This window comes from Mycobacterium cookii (assembly GCF_010727945.1).
GTDB classification, from domain to species: domain Bacteria; phylum Actinomycetota; class Actinomycetes; order Mycobacteriales; family Mycobacteriaceae; genus Mycobacterium; species Mycobacterium cookii.
Map to the genome: position 1 here is coordinate 3,727,748 of NZ_AP022569.1, position 22,744 is coordinate 3,750,491.

The 22,744-nt window shown below is 67.1% G+C and carries 21 protein-coding genes and 1 pseudogene; 12 read left to right on the forward strand and 10 right to left on the reverse strand.

Annotation, left to right across the window (positions count from 1 at the left end; translation table 11 throughout):
• Nucleotides 1–11 precede the first annotated feature (11 nt).
• From G6N27_RS17635 to G6N27_RS17645, 3 genes and pseudogenes are all read right to left on the reverse strand, one after another.
• Nucleotides 12–734 carry a pirin family protein gene (locus tag G6N27_RS17635; RefSeq protein ID WP_163778312.1) on the reverse strand — a complete coding sequence of 241 codons (723 nt, stop codon included), beginning with the start codon at nt 732–734 and terminating at the stop codon, nt 12–14.
• 10 nt (nt 735–744) lie between these two features.
• Nucleotides 745–2,022 carry an MFS transporter gene (locus tag G6N27_RS17640; protein ID WP_163778315.1) on the reverse strand — a complete coding sequence of 426 codons (1,278 nt, stop codon included), beginning with the start codon at nt 2,020–2,022 and terminating at the stop codon, nt 745–747.
• Nucleotides 2,023–2,325: 303 nt separating this feature from the next.
• A pseudogene (locus tag G6N27_RS17645) lies at nt 2,326–3,460 on the reverse strand (sigma-70 family RNA polymerase sigma factor).
• Here G6N27_RS17645 and G6N27_RS17650 point away from each other — a divergent pair.
• The 3 genes from G6N27_RS17650 to G6N27_RS17660 all read left to right on the forward strand — a co-directional run bounded on the left by G6N27_RS17650 (nt 3,408) and on the right by G6N27_RS17660 (nt 5,580).
• On the forward strand, nt 3,408–4,247 hold the full coding sequence (locus G6N27_RS17650; protein WP_163778319.1) for an alpha/beta hydrolase: 840 nt from the start codon (nt 3,408–3,410) through the stop codon (nt 4,245–4,247). The pseudogene G6N27_RS17645 and the gene G6N27_RS17650 overlap by 53 nt on opposite strands.
• Before the next feature lie 74 nt (nt 4,248–4,321).
• A complete protein-coding gene (locus G6N27_RS17655; RefSeq protein WP_163778322.1) occupies nt 4,322–5,071 on the forward strand; it encodes a DUF2786 domain-containing protein in 750 nt (249 codons plus the stop codon).
• Complete coding sequence (locus tag G6N27_RS17660) at nt 5,068–5,580, forward strand: TIGR04338 family metallohydrolase (protein WP_163778326.1); 513 nt, start codon at nt 5,068–5,070, stop codon at nt 5,578–5,580. Before G6N27_RS17655 ends, G6N27_RS17660 begins: the two co-directional genes overlap by 4 nt.
• On the opposite strand, the gene G6N27_RS17665 is transcribed toward G6N27_RS17660, so the two are convergent.
• Complete coding sequence (locus G6N27_RS17665; RefSeq protein ID WP_163778330.1) at nt 5,577–5,717, reverse strand: metallothionein; 141 nt, start codon at nt 5,715–5,717, stop codon at nt 5,577–5,579. The two genes, G6N27_RS17660 and G6N27_RS17665, sit on opposite strands and share 4 nt — an antisense overlap.
• 118 nt (nt 5,718–5,835) lie before the next feature.
• Here G6N27_RS17665 and G6N27_RS17670 point away from each other — a divergent pair, with 118 nt between their 5' ends.
• Nucleotides 5,836–6,495: an O-methyltransferase gene (locus G6N27_RS17670; protein ID WP_163778333.1), complete on the forward strand. Its 660-nt coding sequence runs from the start codon at nt 5,836–5,838 to the stop codon at nt 6,493–6,495.
• Between the two features lie 125 nt (nt 6,496–6,620).
• Here G6N27_RS17670 and ilvD read toward each other — a convergent pair whose 3' ends face one another.
• Nucleotides 6,621–8,336, reverse strand: coding sequence for a dihydroxy-acid dehydratase (gene ilvD / locus G6N27_RS17675; RefSeq protein WP_163778336.1), 1,716 nt, complete (start codon nt 8,334–8,336; stop codon nt 6,621–6,623).
• 196 nt (nt 8,337–8,532) lie between these two features.
• Here ilvD and ricR point away from each other — a divergent pair, with 196 nt between their 5' ends.
• The 3 genes from ricR to G6N27_RS17690 all read left to right on the forward strand — a co-directional run bounded on the left by ricR (nt 8,533) and on the right by G6N27_RS17690 (nt 11,264).
• Nucleotides 8,533–8,817 (forward strand): copper-sensing transcriptional repressor RicR, encoded by a 285-nt coding sequence (ricR, locus tag G6N27_RS17680; protein ID WP_163778339.1) that lies wholly within the window; start codon nt 8,533–8,535, stop codon nt 8,815–8,817.
• Between the two features lie 40 nt (nt 8,818–8,857).
• On the forward strand, nt 8,858–10,102 hold the full coding sequence (locus tag G6N27_RS17685) for an MFS transporter (protein WP_269474270.1): 1,245 nt from the start codon (nt 8,858–8,860) through the stop codon (nt 10,100–10,102).
• Between the two features lie 118 nt (nt 10,103–10,220).
• The gene (locus G6N27_RS17690) at nt 10,221–11,264 is read left to right on the forward strand and encodes a L,D-transpeptidase (protein WP_163778342.1); all 1,044 of its coding nucleotides are present in this window, start codon (nt 10,221–10,223) and stop codon (nt 11,262–11,264) included.
• Between the two features lie 4 nt (nt 11,265–11,268).
• Here the strand turns inward: G6N27_RS17690 and G6N27_RS17695 are convergent, their stop codons facing one another.
• Nucleotides 11,269–13,245 (reverse strand): M13 family metallopeptidase, encoded by a 1,977-nt coding sequence (locus tag G6N27_RS17695; protein WP_163778345.1) that lies wholly within the window; start codon nt 13,243–13,245, stop codon nt 11,269–11,271.
• A gap of 43 nt (nt 13,246–13,288) precedes the next feature.
• Between G6N27_RS17695 and G6N27_RS17700 the strand changes: the two genes are divergently transcribed.
• The 3 genes from G6N27_RS17700 (at nt 13,289) to G6N27_RS17710 (ending at nt 15,669) form a co-directional block, all read left to right on the forward strand.
• Nucleotides 13,289–14,236, forward strand: coding sequence for a cytochrome P450 (locus G6N27_RS17700; RefSeq protein ID WP_163778348.1), 948 nt, complete (start codon nt 13,289–13,291; stop codon nt 14,234–14,236).
• Nucleotides 14,237–14,350: 114 nt separating this feature from the next.
• The gene (locus G6N27_RS17705) at nt 14,351–14,983 is read left to right on the forward strand and encodes a hypothetical protein (RefSeq protein WP_163778350.1); all 633 of its coding nucleotides are present in this window, start codon (nt 14,351–14,353) and stop codon (nt 14,981–14,983) included.
• On the forward strand, nt 14,980–15,669 hold the full coding sequence (locus tag G6N27_RS17710) for a hypothetical protein (RefSeq protein WP_163778354.1): 690 nt from the start codon (nt 14,980–14,982) through the stop codon (nt 15,667–15,669). The genes G6N27_RS17705 and G6N27_RS17710 overlap by 4 nt, the downstream gene beginning before the upstream one ends.
• Here G6N27_RS17710 and G6N27_RS17715 read toward each other — a convergent pair whose 3' ends face one another.
• Genes G6N27_RS17715 through G6N27_RS17725 form a run of 3 tightly spaced genes read right to left on the reverse strand, consistent with a single transcriptional unit; the run spans nt 15,670 to nt 19,615 of the window.
• Entirely contained in the window at nt 15,670–16,089 is a 420-nt protein-coding gene (locus G6N27_RS17715) for a CoA-binding protein (RefSeq protein WP_163778357.1), read from the reverse strand.
• Entirely contained in the window at nt 16,089–16,625 is a 537-nt protein-coding gene (locus G6N27_RS17720; protein WP_163778360.1) for a helix-turn-helix domain-containing protein, read from the reverse strand. The genes G6N27_RS17715 and G6N27_RS17720 overlap by 1 nt, the downstream gene beginning before the upstream one ends.
• Nucleotides 16,622–19,615, reverse strand: coding sequence for an MMPL family transporter (locus tag G6N27_RS17725; protein ID WP_163778364.1), 2,994 nt, complete (start codon nt 19,613–19,615; stop codon nt 16,622–16,624). The genes G6N27_RS17720 and G6N27_RS17725 overlap by 4 nt, the downstream gene beginning before the upstream one ends.
• 273 nt (nt 19,616–19,888) lie before the next feature.
• Between G6N27_RS17725 and G6N27_RS17730 the strand changes: the two genes are divergently transcribed.
• On the forward strand, nt 19,889–20,404 hold the full coding sequence (locus tag G6N27_RS17730; protein ID WP_163778367.1) for a hemophore: 516 nt from the start codon (nt 19,889–19,891) through the stop codon (nt 20,402–20,404).
• Here G6N27_RS17730 and G6N27_RS17735 read toward each other — a convergent pair.
• On the reverse strand, nt 20,397–21,485 hold the full coding sequence (locus G6N27_RS17735; RefSeq protein ID WP_232064650.1) for a lysylphosphatidylglycerol synthase transmembrane domain-containing protein: 1,089 nt from the start codon (nt 21,483–21,485) through the stop codon (nt 20,397–20,399). The genes G6N27_RS17730 and G6N27_RS17735 overlap by 8 nt on opposite strands.
• Before the next feature lie 98 nt (nt 21,486–21,583).
• Here G6N27_RS17735 and G6N27_RS17740 point away from each other — a divergent pair, with 98 nt between their 5' ends.
• Nucleotides 21,584–22,735, forward strand: a complete 1,152-nt coding sequence (locus G6N27_RS17740) for an AI-2E family transporter (RefSeq protein ID WP_163778373.1) — start codon at nt 21,584–21,586, stop codon at nt 22,733–22,735.
• The last annotated feature ends 9 nt before the right edge of the window (nt 22,736–22,744 follow it).

A 22,744-nucleotide genomic window follows, 5' to 3' on the forward strand; every position in this document is an offset into this window, starting at 1 on the left:
CGGCGCCAACCCTAGTCTCCGAGCGCCGCGTGCATCTCCCAGACCAGTATTTCGGCGCGTTCGCGCGCCGCGACCTGTGCACCGATCGACGCGGTCATCCGCACCGCGTCACCTTCGGCCAGTTCAGCGCCGTTCATGGTCAGTCGCCCGCGGGCGACGAACAGATGGACGTAGGGCGCCGATGGCAGGGCGAGCTCGTCGCCGGACCGCAGCCTCGCGACATGCAATGCAGCGGATCGGTTGTGGATGGTGATCGCGGCGTCGTGCCCGGGAATTCCCGAGGCGACCGCTACGAGTTTCCCGTCGAGTTCATCGCCGCTGATCTCGTGGTGCTGGTAGCCCGGCGCGATGCCCGACACGTCGGGTTGCACCCACATCTGCACGAATCGCACCGGTTCGGTGTCCGACGCGTTCTTCTCGGAGTGCGAGATGCCGGTTCCAGCCGACATGCGCTGCGCGAGGCCCGGATACACCACACCGCTGTTGCCTTCGGAGTCGCGATGCTCCAGCGCGCCGTCGAGCACCCAGGTCACGATCTCCATGTCGCGGTGCGGATGGGTGTCAAAGCCGGCAGCAGGCGCCACCACGTCGTCGTTGCTGACCAGCAGCAAGCCGTGGTGGGTGTTGGCCGGGTCGTAGTGGTCGCCGAAGGAGAACGAATGCCGCGACGTCAGCCATGGCGTCGTGGTGACCGCCCGGTCCGCGGCTCGCCGAATCTGGACGGTGGCGGACACAAACGCCAGGCTACCCCGGCGTTCGATCGTCCTTCAGCGCCTCATCGGTGAGCGCCTCAAGCTCTTTACCTTTGGTTTCCGGCCCGAGTAGGTAGCCGATCACGGTGAGGACCCACAGGCCCCCGAGCGCCAGATACGGCGTCTGCAGCCCGTAATGCATGATGGCCCAGCCGATGACGGTCGGTGCGGCGATGGAGACGACGCGGCCACCACCGACGGCAATTCCAAATCCTGTGCCGCGCAACACCGTCGGGAAGAGTTCCGAGATGTAGGTGTCACCGACGCCCCACAGCCAGCCGAGTGTGGCTATCGCGATGGCGCCGAAGATCCGGTAGTGGGCCAATGAGTCGGAGGTAGCCGCCAATACCGTCGACACGATCTCGATGACTGCGGCGATAATCGCCGACGGTCGTCGCCCTATCCAGTCTGCGAGCGCGGTCCCCAGGAAGGCGAAGACGGCTTGCAGCAGGAAGAAGACCAAGGCATAACGGATTGCCTCGATGGGTGCGGCATGGAATCTCTTGACGATGACCGTGGTCAAGAACATCGTCATGCCCCAATAACCGACAGCGTTGGCGGTGTAGATGAGCCAGCCCGAGACGAGGCGCCGGCGCACACCGGCCAGATGCCAGAGTCTCGGCTTGATCGCCGCGCTGTTCTGCACCGCGACGTAGCGATGCGACTCGGTGATACCGCGCCGGATGAGAAACAACAGGACAGCGGGGACGATCGCGACGATGAACGCCGATTGCCAACCGTAGTGCGGGACCAGAGCGAGCGCGACGCCGGCGGCCAGCACGTAGCCGAGTGAGAACAGCGAGAAGATAACGCCGCCAACGCCGATCGCCCGCGTCTTTGCCGGCCACACCTCTGCGGTGTACGGCGCGCCGACCGCGAGTTCTCCCGCACCGCCGACGCCGGTCAGGAACCTCAGTCCGGCGAAGGCCGCGATATTGGTCGTGAGTCCGGCCAACGACGTCGTGATCCCGTACAACAGGATCGACGCCCCGAGCGTGTTCTTACGTCCCCACCGGTCGGCGGCGAATCCGAATCCGATGGTGCCGATGGTGTAGCCGAGCAGGAAGATCGAGCCGATGTATCCGGCTTGGGCTTCGTTGATGTGCAACGTCTTCTTGATCTCGGGCAGCACCAGGCCGTAGATGTTGACCGCGTAAGAGTCGAAGCCGTAACCCAGTCCGGCGGTCACCGCGACGAACAGCGCCTGCTTGAACGTCGCGGAGGTTGCCGGGGCCGCGGAGGCCGGAATGCTCTCGACAGTCGTTGCCACCGGTGAACGGTATGCAGCGCCGTGAGCTGTGTAGAAGCGTCAAGATCGTCGTGATCGCAAAGAAGATCGCTCTTGGTTTTTCGTTCAGGCACCGTTCATGAACGCAGACCTCACGCCAGCCCGGGGCTCAGCAGCGCCTGAGCGTGCCGGAGCGCGGCGTCGAGGTCGGCGAGCGCCAACTCGTCTTGACCGCTACGCCGAACTTGGCGCGCTGGACTGGCGGATCGTCCGCGTGAGCAGCGACCTGCAGCGCTACCGTCCGGAGGTTGTCGTCGCCGGAGTGTCCGCGGCCGCAACGAAAACTTAAAGCCGTTCGGGCAGGCCGAATTTTGCGAACAGGCTGGTGTCGAGGAATGCCACCACCCGGGACACGCCGTGGGCGTGCATGTCCAGCACATGCAGCTGAAACGGGACGTGGCCGTCGCCGTCCCGCATATACATCGCGGCGGCGGGCTGCCCGTTGGCGATCATCGGGATGAGCCGCATGTCGCCGGGGGATTCGGCCGGGCACTGCTGGTGAATCAGCGTGATGATCGCCTGCGCGCCCTGATACCAGCCGAGGTACGGCGGCATCTCCCAGATCGCCTCGCTGGTCAACAACTCCGTCAGCCGCTCGATGTCATAGTCCTCGAAGGCGGCGATATAGCGCGCCAATCGATCCTGGGCGTCCGGCGAATCCGGTGCCGTCACCGGATCGTCGGCGCTCGGCTGGGCGGCGTCGAGTTGAGAACGCGCACGCTGCAGCAAGCTGTTGACGGCGGCCGTGCTGGTGCCGATCGCGTCGGCGACCTCGGCGGCCTTCCACTGCAGCACGTCACGCAGCACGAGCACGGCGCGCTGGCGGGGCGAGAGATGTTGCAGGGCTGCCACGAACGCCAACCGGACCGATTCGCGCGACCCGACGATCGACGCGGGGTCGGCGGGATCGCTCGCCGACTCGGGAAAAGGCTCGAGCCATGGCACGTCGGCACCCTCGACCAGATCCGCGGTCGGATCCGAACTCGGCGCGCCCAGCCCAGTCGGCAGCGGCCGTCGGCGCCGGCTTTCCAGAGCGGTCAGGCAGGTATTGGTGGCGATGCGGTGCAGCCAGGTGCGCACCGAGGACTTGCCCTCGAACCGGTCGTACGCCTTCCAGGCCCGTAGCAGGGTCTCTTGCACCAGGTCCTCGGAATCGTGCAACGACCCCGTCATCCGGTAGCAGTGCGCTAGCAGTTCGCGCCGGTAAGGCTCGGCGGTAGCAGAGAAATCGGCCTGGCCGTCGTCGGCCAACTCCCGGGCGAGGACGCTCACCGGACCGAGCTTACGGATCGACGACGACATCCGAACCGCTGGACGCCCCGGCCAGTGGCGGGCTATGGCGGACGCGTGGGTCTACGCTGCCCCTGATGGCAACCACGCGCACCGAACACACCTTCGACGGCGTCGGCGGTGTGCGCATTGTCTACGACGTGTGGACCCCGGACGCCGAACCGCGGGGCGTGGTGATTCTCGCGCACGGCCTGGGCGAACATGCCCGCCGCTATGACCACGTCGCCGAACGGTTCGGCCGCGACGGGTTGATCACCTATGCGCTCGATCACCGCGGACACGGCCGCTCGGGCGGCAAGCGGGTGCTGGTCAAAGACATCTCCGAGTTCACCGGCGACTTCGACACCCTGGTCGGTATCGCCACCAAGGAGCATCCGGATCTTCCGCGCACCGTCCTCGGTCACAGCATGGGCGGCGGGATCGTATTCGCTTACGGCGTCGAACATCCCGACGACTACCACCTGATGGTGCTGTCCGGGCCGGCGGTCGCGGCGCAGACCGCGATCTCGCCGCTGCTGGCCTGGTTCGCCAAGACCATCGGGGCGATCGCGCCGGGTCTGCCGCTGCAGGAACTCGACGCGAGCGCGGTCTCCCGCGACCCCGCCGTGGTGGATGCCTACAACACCGACCCGCTGGTCTATCACGGCAAGGTCCCGGGCGGCATCGCCCGCACGCTGCTGCTGGTCGGCGAGACGATGCCGCAGCGCGCCGCGTCGATTACCGCGCCGCTGCTGGTCGTGCACGGATCAGAGGACCGACTGATCCCGGAGATCGGCAGTCATCAATTGGTCGAGGCCGTCGGCAGCTCCGATGTCGAACTCAAGGTTTATCCGGGGCTGTATCACGAGGTCTTCAACGAGCCGGAGCAGGACCAGGTGCTCGACGACGTCGTCTCGTGGGTCAACGCGCGACTGTGAATTGCTGCGACGGAAAGTCCTACGGGTCCTCTACTTTGGTGTGATGAGCCGGGTATTGAGCGATGGGGAGCGCTGTGAGTGACGACAAGATGTTGGCGCGGATCGCAGCACTGTTACGTCAGGCCGAAGGCACCGACAACGCGCATGAGGCCGAGGCGTTCATGGCGGCCGCCCAACGGCTGGCCACCGCGACGTCCATCGACTTGGCCGTCGCCCGGTCGCACGCCGACAAGCGCACACCCGCGCAGATGCCGATTCAGCGCACCATCACCATCGGCGCGGCCGGCACCAAAGGATTACGAACCTACGTGCAGCTGTTCGTGGTTATTGCGTCGGCCAACGACGTGCGCTGCGATGTCGCATCGAACTCGACGTTCGTGTACGCCTACGGATTCAGCGAGGACATCGACGCCACCCACGCGCTCTACGCCAGCCTGGTGGTGCAGATGGTCCGCGCGTCCGACGGCTACATCTCCTCGGGTGCGCACCGGCCCACCCCGACGATCACCGCGCGGCTGAACTTCCAGCTGGCCTTCGGCGCACGGGTCGGCCATCGGCTCACCGAGGCCCGCGACCAAACCCAGCGCGAAGCGAAGAAAGACCGTCGGCGAGCGCCGGGAACCGCTATTGCGTTGCGCAACAAGGACCTTGAACTTCGCGATTACTACCGCAGCGCGTCTCGGGCGCGGGGCACCTGGCAGGCAAGCCGGGCCACCGCGGGATATTCGTCAGCGGCCCGCCGAGCGGGAGACCGCGCGGGCCGGCGGGCCAGGCTCGGGTCCGCTTCAGAACTCTCGGGGGCGCGGAGCGCGCTCGAGCGGTGAGCGCGCAGGAACCGCCTGCCCGGGATTGGCAGCGCGCAAAGGTCTATGCCGCCGAGGAATTCGTGCGGACACTGTTCGACCGCGCTGCCGAACACGGATCGCGCGGCATCGAGTTCTTCGGCGCGCAGTTGACGCTGCCGCCCGAGGCGCGGTTCGGCTCGGTGGCTTCGGTGCAGCGATACGTCGACGACGTGTTGACGTTGCCCGCTGTGCGACGCGAGTGGCCGGCAGTGGCGCCGGTGACGGTACGGGCGCGACGGGCCGCGAGCGCGGCGCACTACGAAAACCGCGACGGCACAGGCGTTATCGCCGTTCCCGATCTGGCCACCGCGGACTGGGCGATGCGTGAATTGGTGGTGCTGCATGAAATTGCCCACCATCTGTGTCACGCGGCACCGCCGCACGGACCGCAGTTTGTCGCCACGCTGTGCACGTTGGCCGAGCTGGTGATGGGACCCGAAATCGGCCACGTACTGCGGGTCGTCTACACGAAAGAAGGTGTGCGCTAGCTGACTTCGACCAGCTCGTCGCCGCACTTGCACACGTAAGCGTGGTCACCGGCGCAGTGACATGCGACCTCGATACGAACCCGACAGCCACAACCATCGTGACCACAGCTCAACAACGTTCCCGCTTCATACGACATAGTTCTACCTCTGCTTGCTCGGACCTGGACACCATCCACGTTATACCCCCAGGGGGTATATAGCAAGGACAGCGAAATGCGGTGGCGGCCGTTATCGGCGGGCGGCTAGCGTTGACTCATGACCTCACAGCCGACTCCTGCCGCCGTCGACGATTTCCTGGACTCGATCGTCTTGGACGACGATCCTGCGCTGGCTGCCGCCCTCGAAGCCAGTGACGCGGCCGGGTTGCCCAAGATCGCTGTGTCGGCTCAGCAGGGCAAGTTTCTGAGCCTGTTGGCAGGCGCCATCGGGGCCCGTCGCATCCTGGAAATCGGCACTCTGGGTGGGTTCAGCACGATCTGGCTGGCTCGCGGCGCCGGTCCCGACGGGCGGGTGGTCACGCTGGAATACGAGCAGAAGCACGCCGAGGTCGCCCGGGCAAATCTCGATCGCGCCGGTGTGGGCGACCAGGTGGAGATCCTGGTCGGCGCCGCCCTGGATTCGCTACCGAACGTCAGCGGCGGGCCCTTCGATCTGGTGTTCATCGACGCCGACAAAGAAAACAACCCCGGTTACCTGGAGTGGGCCGTCAAGCTGACCCGCCCGGGTTCAGTTGTGATCGTGGACAACGTGATTCGCGAAGGATCGATCCTGTCGCCGGAAAGCGGCGACGCGGTCGTGCAGGGCACCCGGCGGGCGTTGGAGATCATGGGCGAGCATCCCCGGCTCGACACCGCGGTGCTGCAGACGGTGGGCGCCAAGCACTGGGACGGCTTCGCGATCGCCGTGGTGCGCTAGCCGTCGCCGGGCTAGCGCCGGATTGCCCGGCTCCTCACTCGCGCCTTCCGGCGCTCGCCGTCACCGGGCTAGCGCCGGATTGCCCGGCTCCTCACTCGCGCCTTCCGGCGCTCGCCGTCACCGGGCTAGCCGCAGACCGCTCCGGTCGCGGCCGAGCCCACCAGCTTGACGTACTTGGCCAGCACGCCGGAGTTGTAGCGCGGCGGCAGCGGAGTGAAACCCTCACGGCGGGAAGCGAACTCGTCGGGATCGACCAGTACGTCCAGCGTCGCCTTGGCGACGTCGAGCCGGATCCGGTCGCCGTCGCGCAGGAAGGCGATCGGTCCACCGTCGACGGCCTCGGGCGCGATGTGCCCGACGCACAGGCCGGTGGTGCCCCCGGAGAACCGGCCGTCGGTCAACAGCAGCACGTCCTTGCCGAGGCCGGCGCCCTTGATGGCACCGGTGATCGCGAGCATCTCCCGCATTCCCGGCCCGCCCTTGGGGCCTTCGTAGCGGATCACCACCGCGTCGCCGTGGGTGATGGTGCCATCCTCGAGGGCGTCCAGCGCCGCCCGCTCACGCTCGAAAACCCTTGCGGTGCCTTCAAAAACGTCCGAGTCGAAACCGGCAGACTTCACCACCGCGCCGTCGGGTGCCAGTGATCCGCCCAGGATCGTGATGCCGCCGGTCGGGTGGATCGGGTTGTCCAACGCCCGCAGCACCTTGCCGTCCGGGTCGGGCGGCGCGATGTGCGCCAGGTTCTCGGCCATCGTCTTGCCGGTGACCGTCAAACAGTCACCGTGCAGCAGCCCGGCATCGAGCAGTGCCTTCATGATGACGGGAACGCCGCCGATCCGGTCGACGTCGAACATCACATGGCGACCGAACGGCTTGACATCGGCCAGGTGTGGCACCTGCGCGCCGACCCGGCGGAAATCCTCGAGCGACAACTTGACGTCGGCCTCGTGGGCGATGGCCAACAGGTGCAGCACCGCGTTGGTCGAGCCGCCGAATGCCATCACCACCGCGATCGCGTTCTCGAACGCTTCTTTGGTCAGGATGTCGCGGGCGGTGATGCCTCGCCGCAGTAATCCGACAACAGCCTCGCCGCTGCGCCGCGCGAACCCGTCGCGACGGCGATCGGTGGCCGGCGGCGCCGCGCTGCCCGGCAGCGACATGCCGAGTGCCTCGGCCGCACTGGCCATCGTGTTGGCGGTGAACATGCCGCCGCACGCGCCTTCGCCGGGGCAGATGGCCCGCTCGATGATGTCGACGTCCTCCCGCGACATCAATCCGCGGGCACAGGCGCCGACCGCCTCGAACGCGTCGATGATCGTGACGTCACGCTCGCTACCGTCGGACAGCTTCGCCCGGCCCGGCAGGATCGAGCCGGCATAGAGAAACACCGACGCGAGGTCGAGTCGCGCGGCGGCCATCAGCATCCCGGGCAGCGACTTGTCGCAGCCGGCCAGCAGCACCGATCCGTCCAGGCGCTCGGCCTGCATGACGACTTCCACGCTGTCGGCGATCACCTCGCGGGACACCAACGAGAAGTGCATGCCCTCGTGGCCCATCGAGATGCCGTCGGACACCGAGATCGTGCCGAATTCCAGGGGATAGCCGCCCGCGGCGAACACCCCTTCTTTCACGGCCTTGGCCAGTCGGTCCAACGACAGGTTGCAGGGCGTGATCTCGTTCCACGACGAGGCGACGCCGATCTGGGGTTTGGCGAAGTCGTCGTCGTCCATCCCTACCGCGCGCAGCATCCCCCGCGACGCGGCCTTCTCCAGTCCGTCGGTGACCTCGCGGCTGCGTGGCTTGATGTCGACGGCGGACGATGAATCCTTGCTGTGGCTCACCGCTCAAGTATGCGGGTCCGGGCATGGCGGCCAAAATCATTTAGATACCCCCACCGGGTATTGCCGATCCGGCGATGAAACGCCCGTTCAGCAGGGGTGCTGTGGCGACGGCGCCGCCAGACGGTGACAATGGTGGCAATACCGGTGCCGTCGCGATGGCCCGAGCACGATCAGATCGAATTGCCGGAGGGGTGCAATGGCACACGGATACGCGTCGCAGAAAGACAACTACGCCAAACGGCTGCGGCGCATCGAAGGCCAGGTACGTGGCATCGCGAAGATGATCGAAGACGACAAGTACTGCATCGACGTGCTCACCCAGATCAGCGCCGCCAACAACGCGCTGCAGTCAGTGGCCCTGAACCTGCTCGACGAGCACCTCGGGCACTGCGTCACCCGCGCGGTGGCCGAGGGTGGTTCGGAGGCCGACCAGAAGCTTGCCGAGGCGTCGGCCGCCATCGCGCGACTCGTCCGTTCCTGATCGTTAGTTCCTGAGCGCAATGCGTGGTTGAGTAGTGGCCGTGGGGCCAGCCCGTGCCGCCGGAGGCCGAACCATCGCGAGCGGGCCGTGGACGCCGCGCATCGCGGCTCAGCTGACGATCCTGGCCGCGGCTTCCTTTACCTACGTCACCGCCGAGCTGTTGCCGGTCGGCGCACTGCCCGCGATCGCGCGCGGCCTGCACGTCAGCGTCCCGGTCGTCGGGACGCTGCTGGCCTGGTACGCCCTGGTGGCCGCGGTGACCACGATTCCGTTGGTCCGTTGGACCGCGCACTGGCCGCGACGGCGGGCGTTGTTGCTGTCGTTGATGTGCCTGACCGCCTCGCAGCTGATTTCGGCAATGGCGCCCAATTTCGTCGTGCTGGCCTGTGGACGCGCACTGTCGGCCGTCACCCACGGCCTGATGCTCTCGGTGGTGGCGCCGATCGCCACCCGGCTGGTTCCGGCCAGTCACTCCGGACGCGCCACCACATCGATCTATGTCGGCATCAGTCTGGCCGTAGTGGTCGGCAGCCCGGCCACCGCGGCGATCAGCCTGCTGTGGGGCTGGCGGATGGCGGTGGCTGCCGTGGCCGTCATCGCCGCCGTGGTCACCGTCGCGGCCGCCGCGGTGCTTCCGGCGATGTCGTTGACCGATGAGCAGCTCACCCGCGTCGGGCGGGCCGCCGGGCATCACCGCAATCGCAGGCTGGTCATCGTCAGCGTGCTCACCATGGTCGCGGTGACCGGTCACTACATCGCGTTCACGTTCATCACGCTGATCATCCGCGACGTCGTCGGGGTGCGCGGCCCGGACATCGCCTGGTTGCTGTCGATCTACGGCATCGCCGGTCTGCTGGCGATGCCGCTGGTGGCCCGGCCGATGGACCACCGCCCCAGGGCCGCGGCGATCAGCTGCATGGTCGGCCTGTACGTGACGCTTCTGGTGCTGACCGTCCTGGCGTTGCATCGACTACCGGCGGTGGCGACCGCCCTGATCGGCGTCACGGCGATCGCGCTGTGGGGAGCCTTCGCGAACGCGGTGTCGCCGATGCTGCAATCCGCGGCGATGCGCGCCGGCGCCGACGATCCCGACGGCGCGTCGGGCCTGTACATGGCGGCGTTCCAGATCGGCATCATGGCGGGGTCGTTCACCGGCGGACTGTTCTACGAGCACGGCGTGCTGGTGATGTTCGCCGCGTCGGCGACTCTGATCGGTGCCGGGGCCGCCGGGATGGCCGCGGAGCGGCACTTGTTCGACACTCCCGTCACTCAACCAGCCCGGTAAAACCGCAGTTCAACGGCCTGTCACCGGCCGGATTGTCGACGGCGTGGCGATCGCCGGATTAAGGGGCGGGCCCTCCGCTACTGCATACTGGGCTGAGACCGTGACTGGAGGGATACAAATGTCGCGATGGACCAAGGGTCCGCTGGCCGCTGCATTCAGTGCAGTGGGGGTGACCGTTGTGCTCACTTTGGGGTCGGGTTCGGCACTGGCCGACCCCGAGCCGGCACCACCGCCACCGCCGCCCGGCGTGGACGCTCCCGCAGTGCCACCGCCGCCGCCCGGCGACCCGCTGGCCGCGCCGCCGCCGCCCAACCCGCTGGCGCCGACCCCGCCTCCGGTGGATCCGCTTGCGCCGCCGCCGGCTGTCCCGGCCGGCGCACCGCCCGCAGCCACCCCGGCCGCTGTGCCCTCGGGTCCCGTCGTCGGCCAGAACCCGGAGCCGTTCACCGGCCCGCCGCCGTTCGTGCCGCCGACCTTCAATCCGGTCAACGGCTCAACGGTCGGTGTAGGCGAGCCGATCATCATCAACTTCGCACGGCCGATCGCAGATCAGCACATGGCCGAACAGGCGATCCACGTGTCGTCGACTCCGCCGGTATCCGGCAAGTTCTACTGGCTGACCTCCAGCCAGGTGCGCTGGCGTCCGCTCAGCTTCTGGCCCGCCCACACCGCGGTGCACGTCGACGCGGCCGGCACCCAGGAGAACTTCGTCACCGGCGACTCGCTGATCGCGACCGCCGACGACGCCACCCACCAGCTGGTCGTCAGCCGCAACGGGACGGTCGAGCAGACCTTCCCGATGTCGATGGGTATGGCGGCGGGCGGTCACCAGACGCCGAACGGCACCTACTACGTGCTCGACAAGAAGGCCAAGGTCGTGATGGATTCGTCCACCTACGGTGTGCCGGTCAACTCGACCTACGGCTACAAGGTGGACGTCACGGACGCGGTGCAGTTCGACAACAGCGGCGACTACGTGCACAGCGCACCATGGTCGGTGGCCGACCAGGGCAAGCGCGACGTCAGCCACGGCTGCATCAACATCAGCCCGACGAACGCGAAGTGGTTCTTCGCCAACTTCGGCGCCGGCGACCCCATCGTCGTGAAGAACTCCGTCGGGACGTACAGCAAGAACGACGGCTCCAACGACTGGCAGATGTAGAGGGCTAGTTCCAGATCCTCACTCGCCGTTGCGGGTCCAGGTACAGCGCGTCCTTCTCGCTGACCTCGAAGGCGTCGTAGAAGCTGTCGATGTTGCGGATGACGCCGTTGCACCGGAACTCCGGCGGCGAGTGCGGGTCGATCGCCAGCCGGCGAATCGCTTCGGCGTCACGGGATTTGGTGCGCCACACCTGCGCCCAGCCGAAGAACACCCGCTGAACGCCGGTCAGGCCGTCGATGACGGGCGCGTCCGCGCCCTTCAGTGAGAGCTGGTACGCCAGCAGCGCGATCGACAGGCCGCCCAGGTCGCCGATGTTCTCCCCGACGGTGAATGCACCGTTGACGTGGTGGCCGTTCTCCAGCCCGCGCGGCGTGTAGACATCGTACTGCTCGATGAGAGCCTTTGTGCGAGAACCGAACTCGGCGCGGTCGTCATCGGTCCACCAGTCGACCAGGTTGCCGTCGCCGTCGTACTTGGCGCCCTGGTCATCGAAGCCGTGGCCGATCTCGTGGCCGATGACGGCGCCGATACCGCCGTAGTTGGCGGCGTCGTCGGCCTCGGCGTCGAAGAACGGCGGCTGCAGAATCGCGGCAGGGAACACGATCTCGTTCATGCCGGGGTTGTAATAGGCGTTGACGGTCTGCGGCGTCATGAACCACTCGTCGCGGTCGACCGGGCCGCCGAGTTTGGCCAGGTCGCGGTCGTACTCCAGCGCATAGCTGCGCCGGTAGTTGCCGTACAGGTCGTCACGGGCGATGACCAGCGACGAGTAGTCACGCCATTTCGCGGGGTAGCCGATCTTCGGGGTGAATTTGTCGAGCTTCTCCAGCGCCCGCTCGCGGGTCCGGGGCGTCATCCACTCCAGATCGGTGATGCTGACGCGGTAGGCCTCGCGCAGATTGGCCACCAACTCGTCCATCCGCGCCTTGGCGTCCGGCGGGAAATGCCGTTCGACGTAGAGTTTTCCGACAGCATCGCCCATCAGGCTCTCGACCAGCGAGACGCCACGCTTCCACCGGTCACGTAGCTGTTCGGTGCCCGACAGGGTGCGACCGTAGAACGCGAAGTTTTCGTCGACGATCTCGTCGCTGAGCAGCGACGCCCGTCCGCTGATCACCCGCCAACGCAGCCAGCGCTTCCAGTCCTCGGGGTCCTCGCTCTCCCAGAGCGCGGCGAACACGGACAGTGCGTCGGGCTGCCGGACGACAACCTCTGCTGCTTGCGCTTCCGAGGCGCCCAACCCGCGCAGCCACCCGGCCCAATCGAAACCGGTTGCCTCCAAGCGCAATTGGTCGAATGTCCGCAGGTTGTAGGTCAGGTCGGCGTCGCGGCGCTTCACCACATCCCAGTGTGCGGCAGCGATTTTGGTCTCCAACGCGACGATGCGCGCAGCGGTGTCATCGTGGTCCCCGCCATAGACGAGCGCGAACATCCGCGCGATGTGCTTCGGGTACTCCGCGAGGATCGCCGCGTGCTGCGGGTCGCGGTAGTACGACTCGTCAGGCAATCCGAGCCCCGATTGCGACAGGTGCAGCAGATAGCGGGTGGAGTCCTTCGAATCGGTGTCGACGTAGATGCTGGTGCCACCGCCGATGCCGGTGCGCTGCAGCTCGCCGAGCCGGGCGGCCAGCTCGGTGGGCGTCTGCGTCGCGTCGATACCCGCGAGCTCGTCGAGCAGTGGGCGCACGCCCAGGGCCGCGATGGTCTCGGTGTCCATGAAGCTGGCGTAGAGGTCGCCGATGCGTTGCGGGTCGGTGCCCTCGGGGGCGTTCGACGCCGCAGCCTCGGTGATGATGTCGCGTACCTGCTCCTCGGCGCGGTCGGCAAGCAGCCGGAAAGCGCCGTCGGTGGCTCGGTCGGCCGGCATCTGATGGTCCGCCAGCCAGCGGCCGTTGACGTAGCCGAACAAGTCGTCTTGCGGGCGGGCAGCGTCGTCGACAAAGCTCAGGTCGAGGCCCGAGCGAATAGCTTCTACCGTCACGCCACCATTGTTACCAGGCCAGCACTGCTGCTTAGGTAATCACGTGAACCTTGCCGACTGTCCGGTCTTTCCCGCCGAGGCGGGAACTGCCCTGAGCACGGACCGCGGCCTGGGTTGGCGCCTGGCACGACAGGCCGGCCCGGTGTTGCGGCATCCAGCGACACAAGGGATGTTCGCAAACTGGGTGTTCGTGGTCGGGCGCGACGAGGTGCTGGCGCATCTAGACGACGCGAGCTTGGATAGCGCTCGCGCGCTTCCCGAGAGCGATCTCGAGGCTCACCGGGAGCTGTTCGCCCCGAAAGCAGCCCATGACGTCGCGGCGGAGTTCCGTCCGACCGCCGTCGCGCTGATCGATCGTTTCGTCGCTGCCGGCGGCGGTGACGCGGTGGCCGATGTGACCGCGCCGATGGCCGACGCCCTGTTCGATTGCGTGGCGCGCCTGCAACTACTGCCTGTCGAGCACCTCAATGGGCGGTCCGGCCATGTCTTCTTGGAGGCGTGCCGCAACTTGTTCAAACACGCCGGCTGGCACGTACTCGAGTTGGCCCGCAACCCCGAATTGTGCGACGTGCTTCGAAGTCAGCCTGAGCTCATGCGTGAATTTATTGAAGAGCTCCTACGGTTGGAGCCGATGGTGCCGAGTTGCCAGCGATTCACCACCCAGCCAACGACCGTCGGTGGGGTAGAGCTGCCGGCCGACATGGTGCTGAACTTGTGTATCGGTGCGGTGCAGCGAGACGGCAGCGACCCCATGTCCAGTGATGATCTTGTGATTGGCGTCAGGGCGCACCGGCATTGGACGTTGGGTAAAGGGTCGATGCGTTGCCGGGGCGGCCACATCGTCCGGCAGGTGTTGCACGTACTGGTCGAGGAGTGGCTCGACCGGGCCGGGCAGCTCGGGGTGGCTCCCGGTTTCCGGGCGGCAACCGCGTACCCGGCGACGCAGAGCGTGCTGTGGCTGCCGGAGTTGCCGCTGACGACGTGGGCTTAGTACCGGTCCGCATCGCCCTTCGGGCTCTGCATCGTCGCCCGGCTAGGTCCGACGGCCGGGCTCCTCCGCATCGCCCTTCGGGCTCTGCATCGTCGCCCGGCTAGGCTCACGCCCATGCCCGACGACGAGCAAGCCGAGCAGACCACGGCCGAGGAGCCGAAGCCCCAAGAGCCCGACGAACCCGAGGAAGCCGACGGCCCGGCCATCACGTCTTACGGCATCGCCTCGGCCGTGCTGGGAGTGCTGTCGGTGGCCGCGATAGTGCTGGGCTGGTTCATCTGGTCGGCGCACCGCACCGACGTCGACGAGCGTGGCTATGAAACTCGGGCGATGCAGGCCGCTGCCGACTGGACCGGCGTGCTGATCAACATGAACACCGACAATGTCCAGGCCAGCTTGCAGAAGCTGCACGACGGGACGGTCGGCGAACTCAACGCCGATTTCGACTCCGCGATCCAGCCCTACCAACAGGTCGTCCAGCGGCTGCAGTCCCGCAGCCGGGGCGAGGTGGAAGCGGTGGCGTTCGAGACGGTGCACCATGATCTGGACGCCCAGCCCGGTCGGCCCGCGCCGGCGGAGCAGTTGCCGACCTCCATCGCCCGTCGCACCGACACGGTCATGGTGGTGGCCACGTCGGTCAGCGAGAACGCCGGCGGCAAGCCGCAGACCGTGCACTGGAACTTGCGGCTCGGGATCTCCGACGTCGATGGCAAGTTGATGATCTCGCGGCTGGAGTCGATCCGATGAGGAACGCCTGGCGCGTGTTTGCTTTCGACGTCGCGGCGCCCCTGGCCGCGATCGCCGCGCTGCTGGCGATCGGTTACGTGCTGGCATGGCCGCTGTGGTGGGTGTCGCTGTGTTCGGTGCTGATCCTGTTGATCGTCGAAGGCGTGGCGGTGAATGTCTGGCTGCTGCGCCGTGATTCGGTGACGGTCGGCACCGACGATGACGCGCCCGCGCTCCGGTTGGCGGTGGTCGCGCTGTGCACGGTCGCAGTGGTCGCCGCGGTGCTGACCGGCTACACGCACTGGGCGAGGCCCGACCACGACCTGAAAGTCGACTCGGCGGAGGTGGTTCGGATCGCGGTCGGCATGGCCGAGGCGACGGCGACCTTCTCGCCGCAGGAGCCGATGGCGGCCATCGATAAGGCCGCCGCCATGATGGTGCCCGAACAGGCGACCACGTTCAGGGATCAATTCGGCAAGGCCACAAACGATTTGTCGCATCGCAACGTCACCGCCACCGCCTCGACGATGGAGGCCGGCCTCGAGGCGATCGGGCCCGCGGCGGCCAGCGTCGCGGTCGTCATGCGGGCTACCCAGAACGAACCGGGTCAGCCGACCGACAACGCAGTGCTGGCGCTGCGCGTGACGTTGACCAAGCAGGGCGGTCACTGGCTGGTTCTCGGGGTCGGGCCGCTCAACCCACGCTGATCAACGCAGCCGGGCGTGCTCGACCATCAGGCAGCGGTCCATCACCACCTGCAGACCGGCCGCGTCGGCGTCGCGGCCGACCTGCTCATGCCACAAGCCTTCCTGCAGCCACAGGGTTTTCGGACGCTGCTCCAGGGCGAGCGTGTCGGCCAGCACCGACGGCAGCTCGTCGAACCGGCGGAACACGTCGACCAGATCCGGCGTCACCAGCAGGTCGGCCAACCGTGGATATACTGGCGCGCCGTCGATCTCGGTGATCGTCGGGTTGACCGGAAACACCTGATATTGGCCGGTCGACAGCAGGTAGGAGTAGATCTCGTGGCTGGGCCGGGCCGGGTTCTGCGACGCCCCGACGACCGCGATGGTTCGAGTCTCGCCCAGGATTCGGCGCAGCGTCAGATCGTCGGGCCGACCGAGCATCAGTGGCCGCGAGGCGGCCGCTGCGGAGCACGCTGCTCCTGCGGCGGTGGCGGCTGATGAGACCGGGCCTTGGCGAAGCGGTCGGACAGCCGGCGCATGCGGATCATCAACGACGCCGACGGGCTCGTGGTGGCGTTGAGGTAATCGCTCAACTCGTCTGCGGGCACGCCGATCCGAGAGGCGAACTCGGGCAACTTGAGGCCTGATCGTTCGATCAGCACCTGTACGTGGCGGGCCACTTCGGTGCGTTCGTTGGCCTCGAGGTGGGCTCGGGCCCGGTCCAGAACCTCAGCCAGGGCCTTGGAGATGCCGTAGGGCCGCGAGGTTTCCAGCACCTCCTCGACCTGACGGGCAGTGCGCCCGAACGGGTCGCGTTTGATCGCGACGGCGATCTGCTTCCAAGTGGCGATGTCGCCGCCCTCCAGCGCCGAACGAATCGCCGAGGTCGGCCAGAACTCGACCGGACGGTCGCCGTTGCGAGCACGGGCGGCCGGCCGGTGCGGCGCCCCATGGCGTCGGTCCGCTGCCAACGTCACCTCGCCTCCTCCAGCATCGCCACGGCCACGGACAGGCATCGTTGCCTGACCGTTTCCCAGTCTGCCTTTGTATCGGACTCGGGCCAACCATCGTTATCAACATCCGACGGATACGGGTCGGCGAGTCGGCGGACCAACTGGCTCGCGATCCACTGCTGCCTGGGTGTTCGACAACAGTAATACCTGTCCATGCTGGCCAGCACGACTGCTGCGGTCTCGGCTTCCATCGTGTCGACGAGCTCGGCGAAATCCGCGTAGTCGCGGCTGCTGTTGCGGCTCATGATCAGGTAGCCCTTGAGTCGCAGCGTCTCGGCGCCGGTCGGGATCTGCAGCCGGTCACCGGTGGCCAACTGGACGTGGGTGGTTTCCATCGGGCTGCAGCGTTCGAACTCCGGCTGCTCGATCCGGGCTTCGGTCTCCAATGCATCCAGTGCGACCGACAGCCGGCCACGCCACAACGTGACCGGGTGCACCGGCCGCACCGCACGCGGAGCGGCACGTTCCGGGCTACCGCCGTTGCGGTGCGACCGCCCGCCGACCAACTTCTTGGCCCCCGAATGGCCGTTAGTCCCGGTCGGCGCGCCGATCACCGCCAACTGCCGGGTGGTCGAACTGGCGACATACTCGCTGCCCTTGATCCGTGTCCCCGGACCCCGGCTCCGGCTGCATCCGGTGAAGGCCAGTGGGTCGGCCACGGTGATCGCGTCGGGCGCCAAATCCTTGAGCCGCGCCGCCGACTTGAGCACGATCCTCAGGTCGGCGCCGGACACCGCGGGTGCCGAGATGTCGTCGGGAATCATCAAGATGTCGCCGAGATCCACTGCAGGCAAAGGCTTTTCGAAGTCCACCGACGGCAGGATGCGTTCCAGCCAGGCGGGTAGCCACCAGTTCCACTCGGCGAACATCGCCATCAGCGCCGGCACCATCACCAGACGCACCACGGTGGCGTCCACTGCGATCGCGACCGCGCACGCCACCCCGATCTCGGCCACCAGCGGCATGCCGGCGAACGCAAAGCCGATGAACACCGCGATCATGATCAACGCGGCACTGGTGATCGTGCGGGCGCTGGTGCTCACGCCGTACGCCACCGCGTCGTGGGTGTTGCCCGATTGCAGGAACCGTTCCCGGATGCGGGTCAGCAAGAAGATCTCGTAGTCCATCGACAAGCCGAAAGTCATGGCCAGCACCAGCGGCGGGACGGTGCTGTCGATAGAGCTGATCTGGCCGAAGCCGAGCTTTTCCAGCCAGCCCCACTGGAAGACCATGACCAGGCTGCCGTAGGCCGCCGCCACCGACAACACCGTCATCAGCACGCCCTTGAAGGCCAGGAACACCGACTGGATCGACAGCAGCAGCATGACGAAGGCGATCAGGGCGACGAAGACCAGCACCCACGGCTCAGTTCTGGACACCTGGTCGTCGAAGTCTTTGATCAGCGCGGTCGGTCCACCGACGGCGACCTGCGCCGACGCGCCGCCGGCCTGCGGGAGGTGGCCCCGCAGCCAAGCGATGGTCCGACGGGCGCCGAGGTCCTCGGGGTCGACCGACAGCACCCCGGAGAGCACAGCGCTGCTGTTGTTGTCGGCGAACGTCGACGGGGCCACCGAGATGATGTTGGGGGCCTGGCCCATCTCGTGCCGGATCGCGTCGAGCGTCGGGGTGTGCGACGGCGAGGACGCGTCGCCGTCGGGGAAGGTGACCATCACCTGCACCGGGCCCAGGGCACCCGGGCCCAGCGCCTCGGCCGCCGCCGACACTCCGGCGCGGATCTCGTGTGATGAGTTGAACTGGCGGAGCAGGCTATTGCCCATCACCATCGACAGCGCCGGACCCGCCATCACGAGCAGCACGGTCGCCGCCGCCGCCGCCGATGCCCAGGGACGGCGCATCACCCAACCGATCCACTGGCTCCAGAACCGCGACTGGGTGGTTTCGGGTCGCCGCGACCAGTGCAGCGCCGCCGACCGCTTGGCGGCGGACCGACCGAACGTCGCCAGCACCGCCGGCGTCATCGTCGTCGACGTCAGCATCGCCACCGCGACCGCGAGAATCGCCCCGGTGGCCATCGACGTCAACGCGGGGGTGTTGATCAGGTAGATACCGGTCAGCGACGCGACGACGGTCATCCCGGACAGCGCCACCGCCAGACCCGATGTGGCCATCGCCGCGTCCACCGCCTCTTGCGGCTGGCGCCCGGCCCGCAGTTCCTCGCGGTAACGCATCAAGATGAATAGCGAATAGTCCACCGCCAGCGCGATACCGAACATCGACACCGTCGAGGTGACGAAGACCGACATCGTGGTGTAGGCCGACAGCAGGTAGACCAGCCCCATCGTGATGGCGACCGTGCAGATGCCCAGCGCCAGCGGAATCGCGGCGGCGGCAAGCGATCCGAACACCGCCAGCAACACGATCAGGATGATCGGAAAGTTCCACTGCTCGGCCTTGGCGATGTCGTGCTTGGTGTTGGCCGCCGCCGCCGTGCTGAGTGCGCCCTGGCCGATGACGTACAGCCGGACTCGGCCGTCCGCCATCTGTCCCGGCCGGGTGCCCTGCACGCCGACCTTGGCCCGCAGCTTCTTGGCGGCATCGCTGGCGCTGGCGTTGTTGGTGGAGTCCAGCCGCAGCGACACCACGTAGGGCCGGTCGGGCTGCGGCGACGGCTGAGCGGGGTTGTTCACCACCGCCACATCGGGAACCTGCTTGGCGACCTGCTGCAGGAAGTTGGCCGCGGAGTTCATGTCTTGATAGCCGGCGTCCGCGCGCGGCGCGGCCACCAGCGCCAACGGCGACGTGCCCTGGTCGGGGTAGTGGGCTTCCAGGTCGTCGTGGACGTGCAGCGACTGGGATCCGGGCACGTCGAAACCGCCACCGGTGAGGTGACCCGACTGGGTCACCACCAGGTAGACGGCGGCAATCATCGCCAGCAACCAACCCGTGAAGACCAGCCAGCGGAACCTGCGCAGGTTGCTGCTTAGGCGCATCATGAAGTGCTGGATTTCGATCTCCCCGCATTAGGTTGGGTGCAGGCCAGCCTACCCGAGCGAGCTATCTGGCAACGTCGCTTATGAGTCGCTGAGCTGCAACGACTCCACAACGACGCCGATTCCCGGGCGGTGTGACCAGTTTCCCTTCGGCTGGGTTGGCGGCGGCGCCGGATTCGATGGCAGGATGACGATCGGGCTGACACCGGCGCCGGCCGGTCCGCCACCAGCCGTCTGCGAGACGAACCGCTGCTCGCAAGCCACAAGGAGCGATCTATGACGTCCCTGACTGGGAGCAATGTGACGTTGCGCCGTCGGCTGCTCGGAGCGCTGACCGCGACAGGTCTCGGCGGTTCCGCGGCGGTGGTGCTGCTGTCCGCGCCGACTGCGGTGAGCGCGACCGACCCCTGTGCGGCCAGCGAAATGGCCAGGACGATCAGCAACGTCGCGCGGTCCGCGGGCGACTACCTCGACGGGCACCCGGAGACCAACCAGGCGATGACAACAGTGTTGCAGGAGCCCGCGGGCACCAATTCGGTCAATTCGCTGAAGAGCTACTTCGACACGAACCCGAAGGCGGCCAGCGACATGCAGACCATCGCGCTGCCGTTGGCGGGCCTGTCCAGCCGATGCAAGATGCCGATCAGCCTGCCTCAGGTGCTCGGCTTCATGCAGAACGCGCAGGGAGCGATCCCGGGTGGACTGCCCGGTGGTGCAGCGCAGGCCGTCTCCGGCGCGCAGAACGCGGTGCCCGGTGCCACGGCGCTGCCGGGAATCAGCGCATTCAAGTAGCGCTGTCGTCCTCGGGCGGTGGCGGTAAGGCTGCGGCGTCGGCGTCGGCGTTCTGCTTCCGGAACATGAAGAAGAACACCACCCAGCCGATCGCGGCCAAAAGTAACCAGCTGATCAGCCGGTAGATCAACATCGTCGATACCGCGCCGGGCAACGACATCCCGCTGGAAAGCAAACCGGGCACCAGCACCGCCTCGACCACCAACAGGCCGCCGGGCATCAGCGGGATCGTGCCGGCCGCGCGGGCGGCCGCGCAGGCGACGGTCAAACCACCCAGCGAGGCGTGCGCGCCTGCCGCGTAGGCGGCGAAGCCCAGACATGCGACGTCGGCGAACCGGTTGACCAGTGACCAACTGAAAGCGGCCGCCATGTCGCGCCGGCTGAGGCTGACCGACTCGAGTTGGCAGAGCATCTCGCGCCACTTGGCCAGGCCGGTGTCGGCGGGCCTGCCGCGAATCGAGTTGAACGACGCCAGCACCCGGCACCCGATGCCGTCGATCAGTTCGGGCCGCGAGGCCACCGCTTGGGCCAGCAGCAGTAGGGCAACGAAGCCGCCCAGGGTGAACACCAGCGAGAACGGGTTGTTCTTCGCGCCGAGGAAGAACGCCCCGCCCAGCCCGAGCAGAGCCAGCCCGACGGCCTGCAGCACACCCGACATCACCAGCTGCCATGACGCCACCAGCGTCGACGCACCCCAAATCCGTTGCTGCCGAAGCAAGAACGTCGCCGCCAGCACCGGACCGCCGGGCAGCGTGGTGCTCAGGGAGTTGGCCGCGTAGTAGGCCGCCTCGGAACGCCATTCCCTGACCCGCACGCCTGCCGACGTCAGCAGCGTCCGTTGCACCTCGGCGAAGCTGTGCATCAACAGCACGGCCGCCAGGGTGGAGGCCAGCAACCACCACCATTTCGCGGTGTAGAGACTTCGGGCGGCCTTGGCCAATTGATCCCAGGCCAACGCCACCTCGACCGCCAGCACGATCGAGACAACGGTCAGAGCGACCCAACGCAGCCACCAATAACGACCGCGGGCCCGCTCGTCCTGCTGCCCGTCGACACGCCTGGCCGCTGCGTCGTGCGACACGCGTTCAGCGTAACCGCGCAGGTCGCGCCAGGATCGTTGCGCGACGCTGGTGTTCGGCATGGGTTTTGACCGGACCTCCGGCGGCTAGTCTTGGCGGTATGCCGGACAAGGCCGCAAACGACTCCGCAGAGTCGGTGGAACCGATCGTGCGCAAGGCCGCAGCCTGGTCTTGGCGGTTGCTGGTCATCCTGGCGGCGCTGGTCGCACTGCTGTGGGTGATCGCGAAACTCGAAATCATCGTCGTCCCACTGCTTCTCGCGTTGATGGTGAGCGCGCTGCTGGTCCCCGTCGTGGACTGGCTGGACCGCCGCGGCGCGCCGCGCGGCGGCGGTGTCGCGCTGGTGATCCTGGGCGGTTTTGCGATCCTGGGCGGCATCCTGACCTTCGTCATCAGCCAATTCGTGATCGGGGTTCCCGACCTGGTCAATCAGGTCACCCGCAGCATCGACACCACCAAGAAGTGGTTGATCGACGGGCCGTTGCACCTGAGCCGCCAGCAGATCGACCACGCCGGCAACGCGGCGGTCCAGGCACTGCAGAACAACCAGGAGAAGCTGACCAGCGGCGCCCTGGCGACCGCGACCACCATCACCGAGATCATCACCGCGGCACTGCTGATGTTCTTCACGCTGATCTTTTTCCTGTACGGCGGCCGCAACATCTGGGAGTACGTCACCAAGATCGTTCCCGCCGACGCGCGGGAGCGGGTGCGGGCCGCCGGCCGCGCCGGATACGGCTCGCTGATCGGCTACGTGCGGGCCACATTCCTGGTCGCACTCGTCGATGCCGCCGGCGTTGGCACCGGTTTGGCGATCATGGCGGTGCCGCTGGCGCTACCGCTGGCGTCGCTGGTGTTCCTCGGTGCCTTCATACCGCTAGTCGGTGCCGTGATCAGCGGCTTCCTGGCGGTGATCGTGGCGCTGCTGGCAAAGGGATTCGTGTACGCACTCATTACGCTCGGTGTGCTCATCGGGGTGAATCAGCTCGAGGCCCACATCCTGCAGCCGTTGGTGATGGGCCGGGCGGTGTCGATCCATCCGCTCGCGATCGTCGTCGCGATCTCGACCGGCAGCGTGCTGGCCGGGATCGTGGGCGCGTTGCTGTCGGTGCCGACCGTGGCGTTCTTCAACAACGCGTTCAAGGTGCTGCTCGCGAAGGATCCCGAGGCCGCAGTCGAGGAGACCGAAGAAGACGGCGACGCGTCGATCATGCAAGTCGAACCGGATGAGCTGAAAGCCGCCAGGTCCTAACGAACTCGG

Coding starts and splice junctions, on each gene's coding strand:
- G6N27_RS17740 (WP_163778373.1), top strand. CDS start 21,584: ATGCCGGACAAGGCCGCAAACGACTCCGCAGAGTCGGTGGAACCGATC.
- ricR (WP_163778339.1), top strand. CDS start 8,533: ATGGCACACGGATACGCGTCGCAGAAAGACAACTACGCCAAACGGCTG.
- G6N27_RS17665 (WP_163778330.1), bottom strand. CDS start 5,717: ATGTCGTATGAAGCGGGAACGTTGTTGAGCTGTGGTCACGATGGTTGT.
- G6N27_RS17690 (WP_163778342.1), top strand. CDS start 10,221: ATGTCGCGATGGACCAAGGGTCCGCTGGCCGCTGCATTCAGTGCAGTG.
- G6N27_RS17705 (WP_163778350.1), top strand. CDS start 14,351: ATGCCCGACGACGAGCAAGCCGAGCAGACCACGGCCGAGGAGCCGAAG.
- G6N27_RS17650 (WP_163778319.1), top strand. CDS start 3,408: ATGGCAACCACGCGCACCGAACACACCTTCGACGGCGTCGGCGGTGTG.
- G6N27_RS17725 (WP_163778364.1), bottom strand. CDS start 19,615: ATGATGCGCCTAAGCAGCAACCTGCGCAGGTTCCGCTGGCTGGTCTTC.
- G6N27_RS17715 (WP_163778357.1), bottom strand. CDS start 16,089: ATGCTCGGTCGGCCCGACGATCTGACGCTGCGCCGAATCCTGGGCGAG.
- G6N27_RS17730 (WP_163778367.1), top strand. CDS start 19,889: ATGACGTCCCTGACTGGGAGCAATGTGACGTTGCGCCGTCGGCTGCTC.
- G6N27_RS17710 (WP_163778354.1), top strand. CDS start 14,980: ATGAGGAACGCCTGGCGCGTGTTTGCTTTCGACGTCGCGGCGCCCCTG.
- G6N27_RS17670 (WP_163778333.1), top strand. CDS start 5,836: ATGACCTCACAGCCGACTCCTGCCGCCGTCGACGATTTCCTGGACTCG.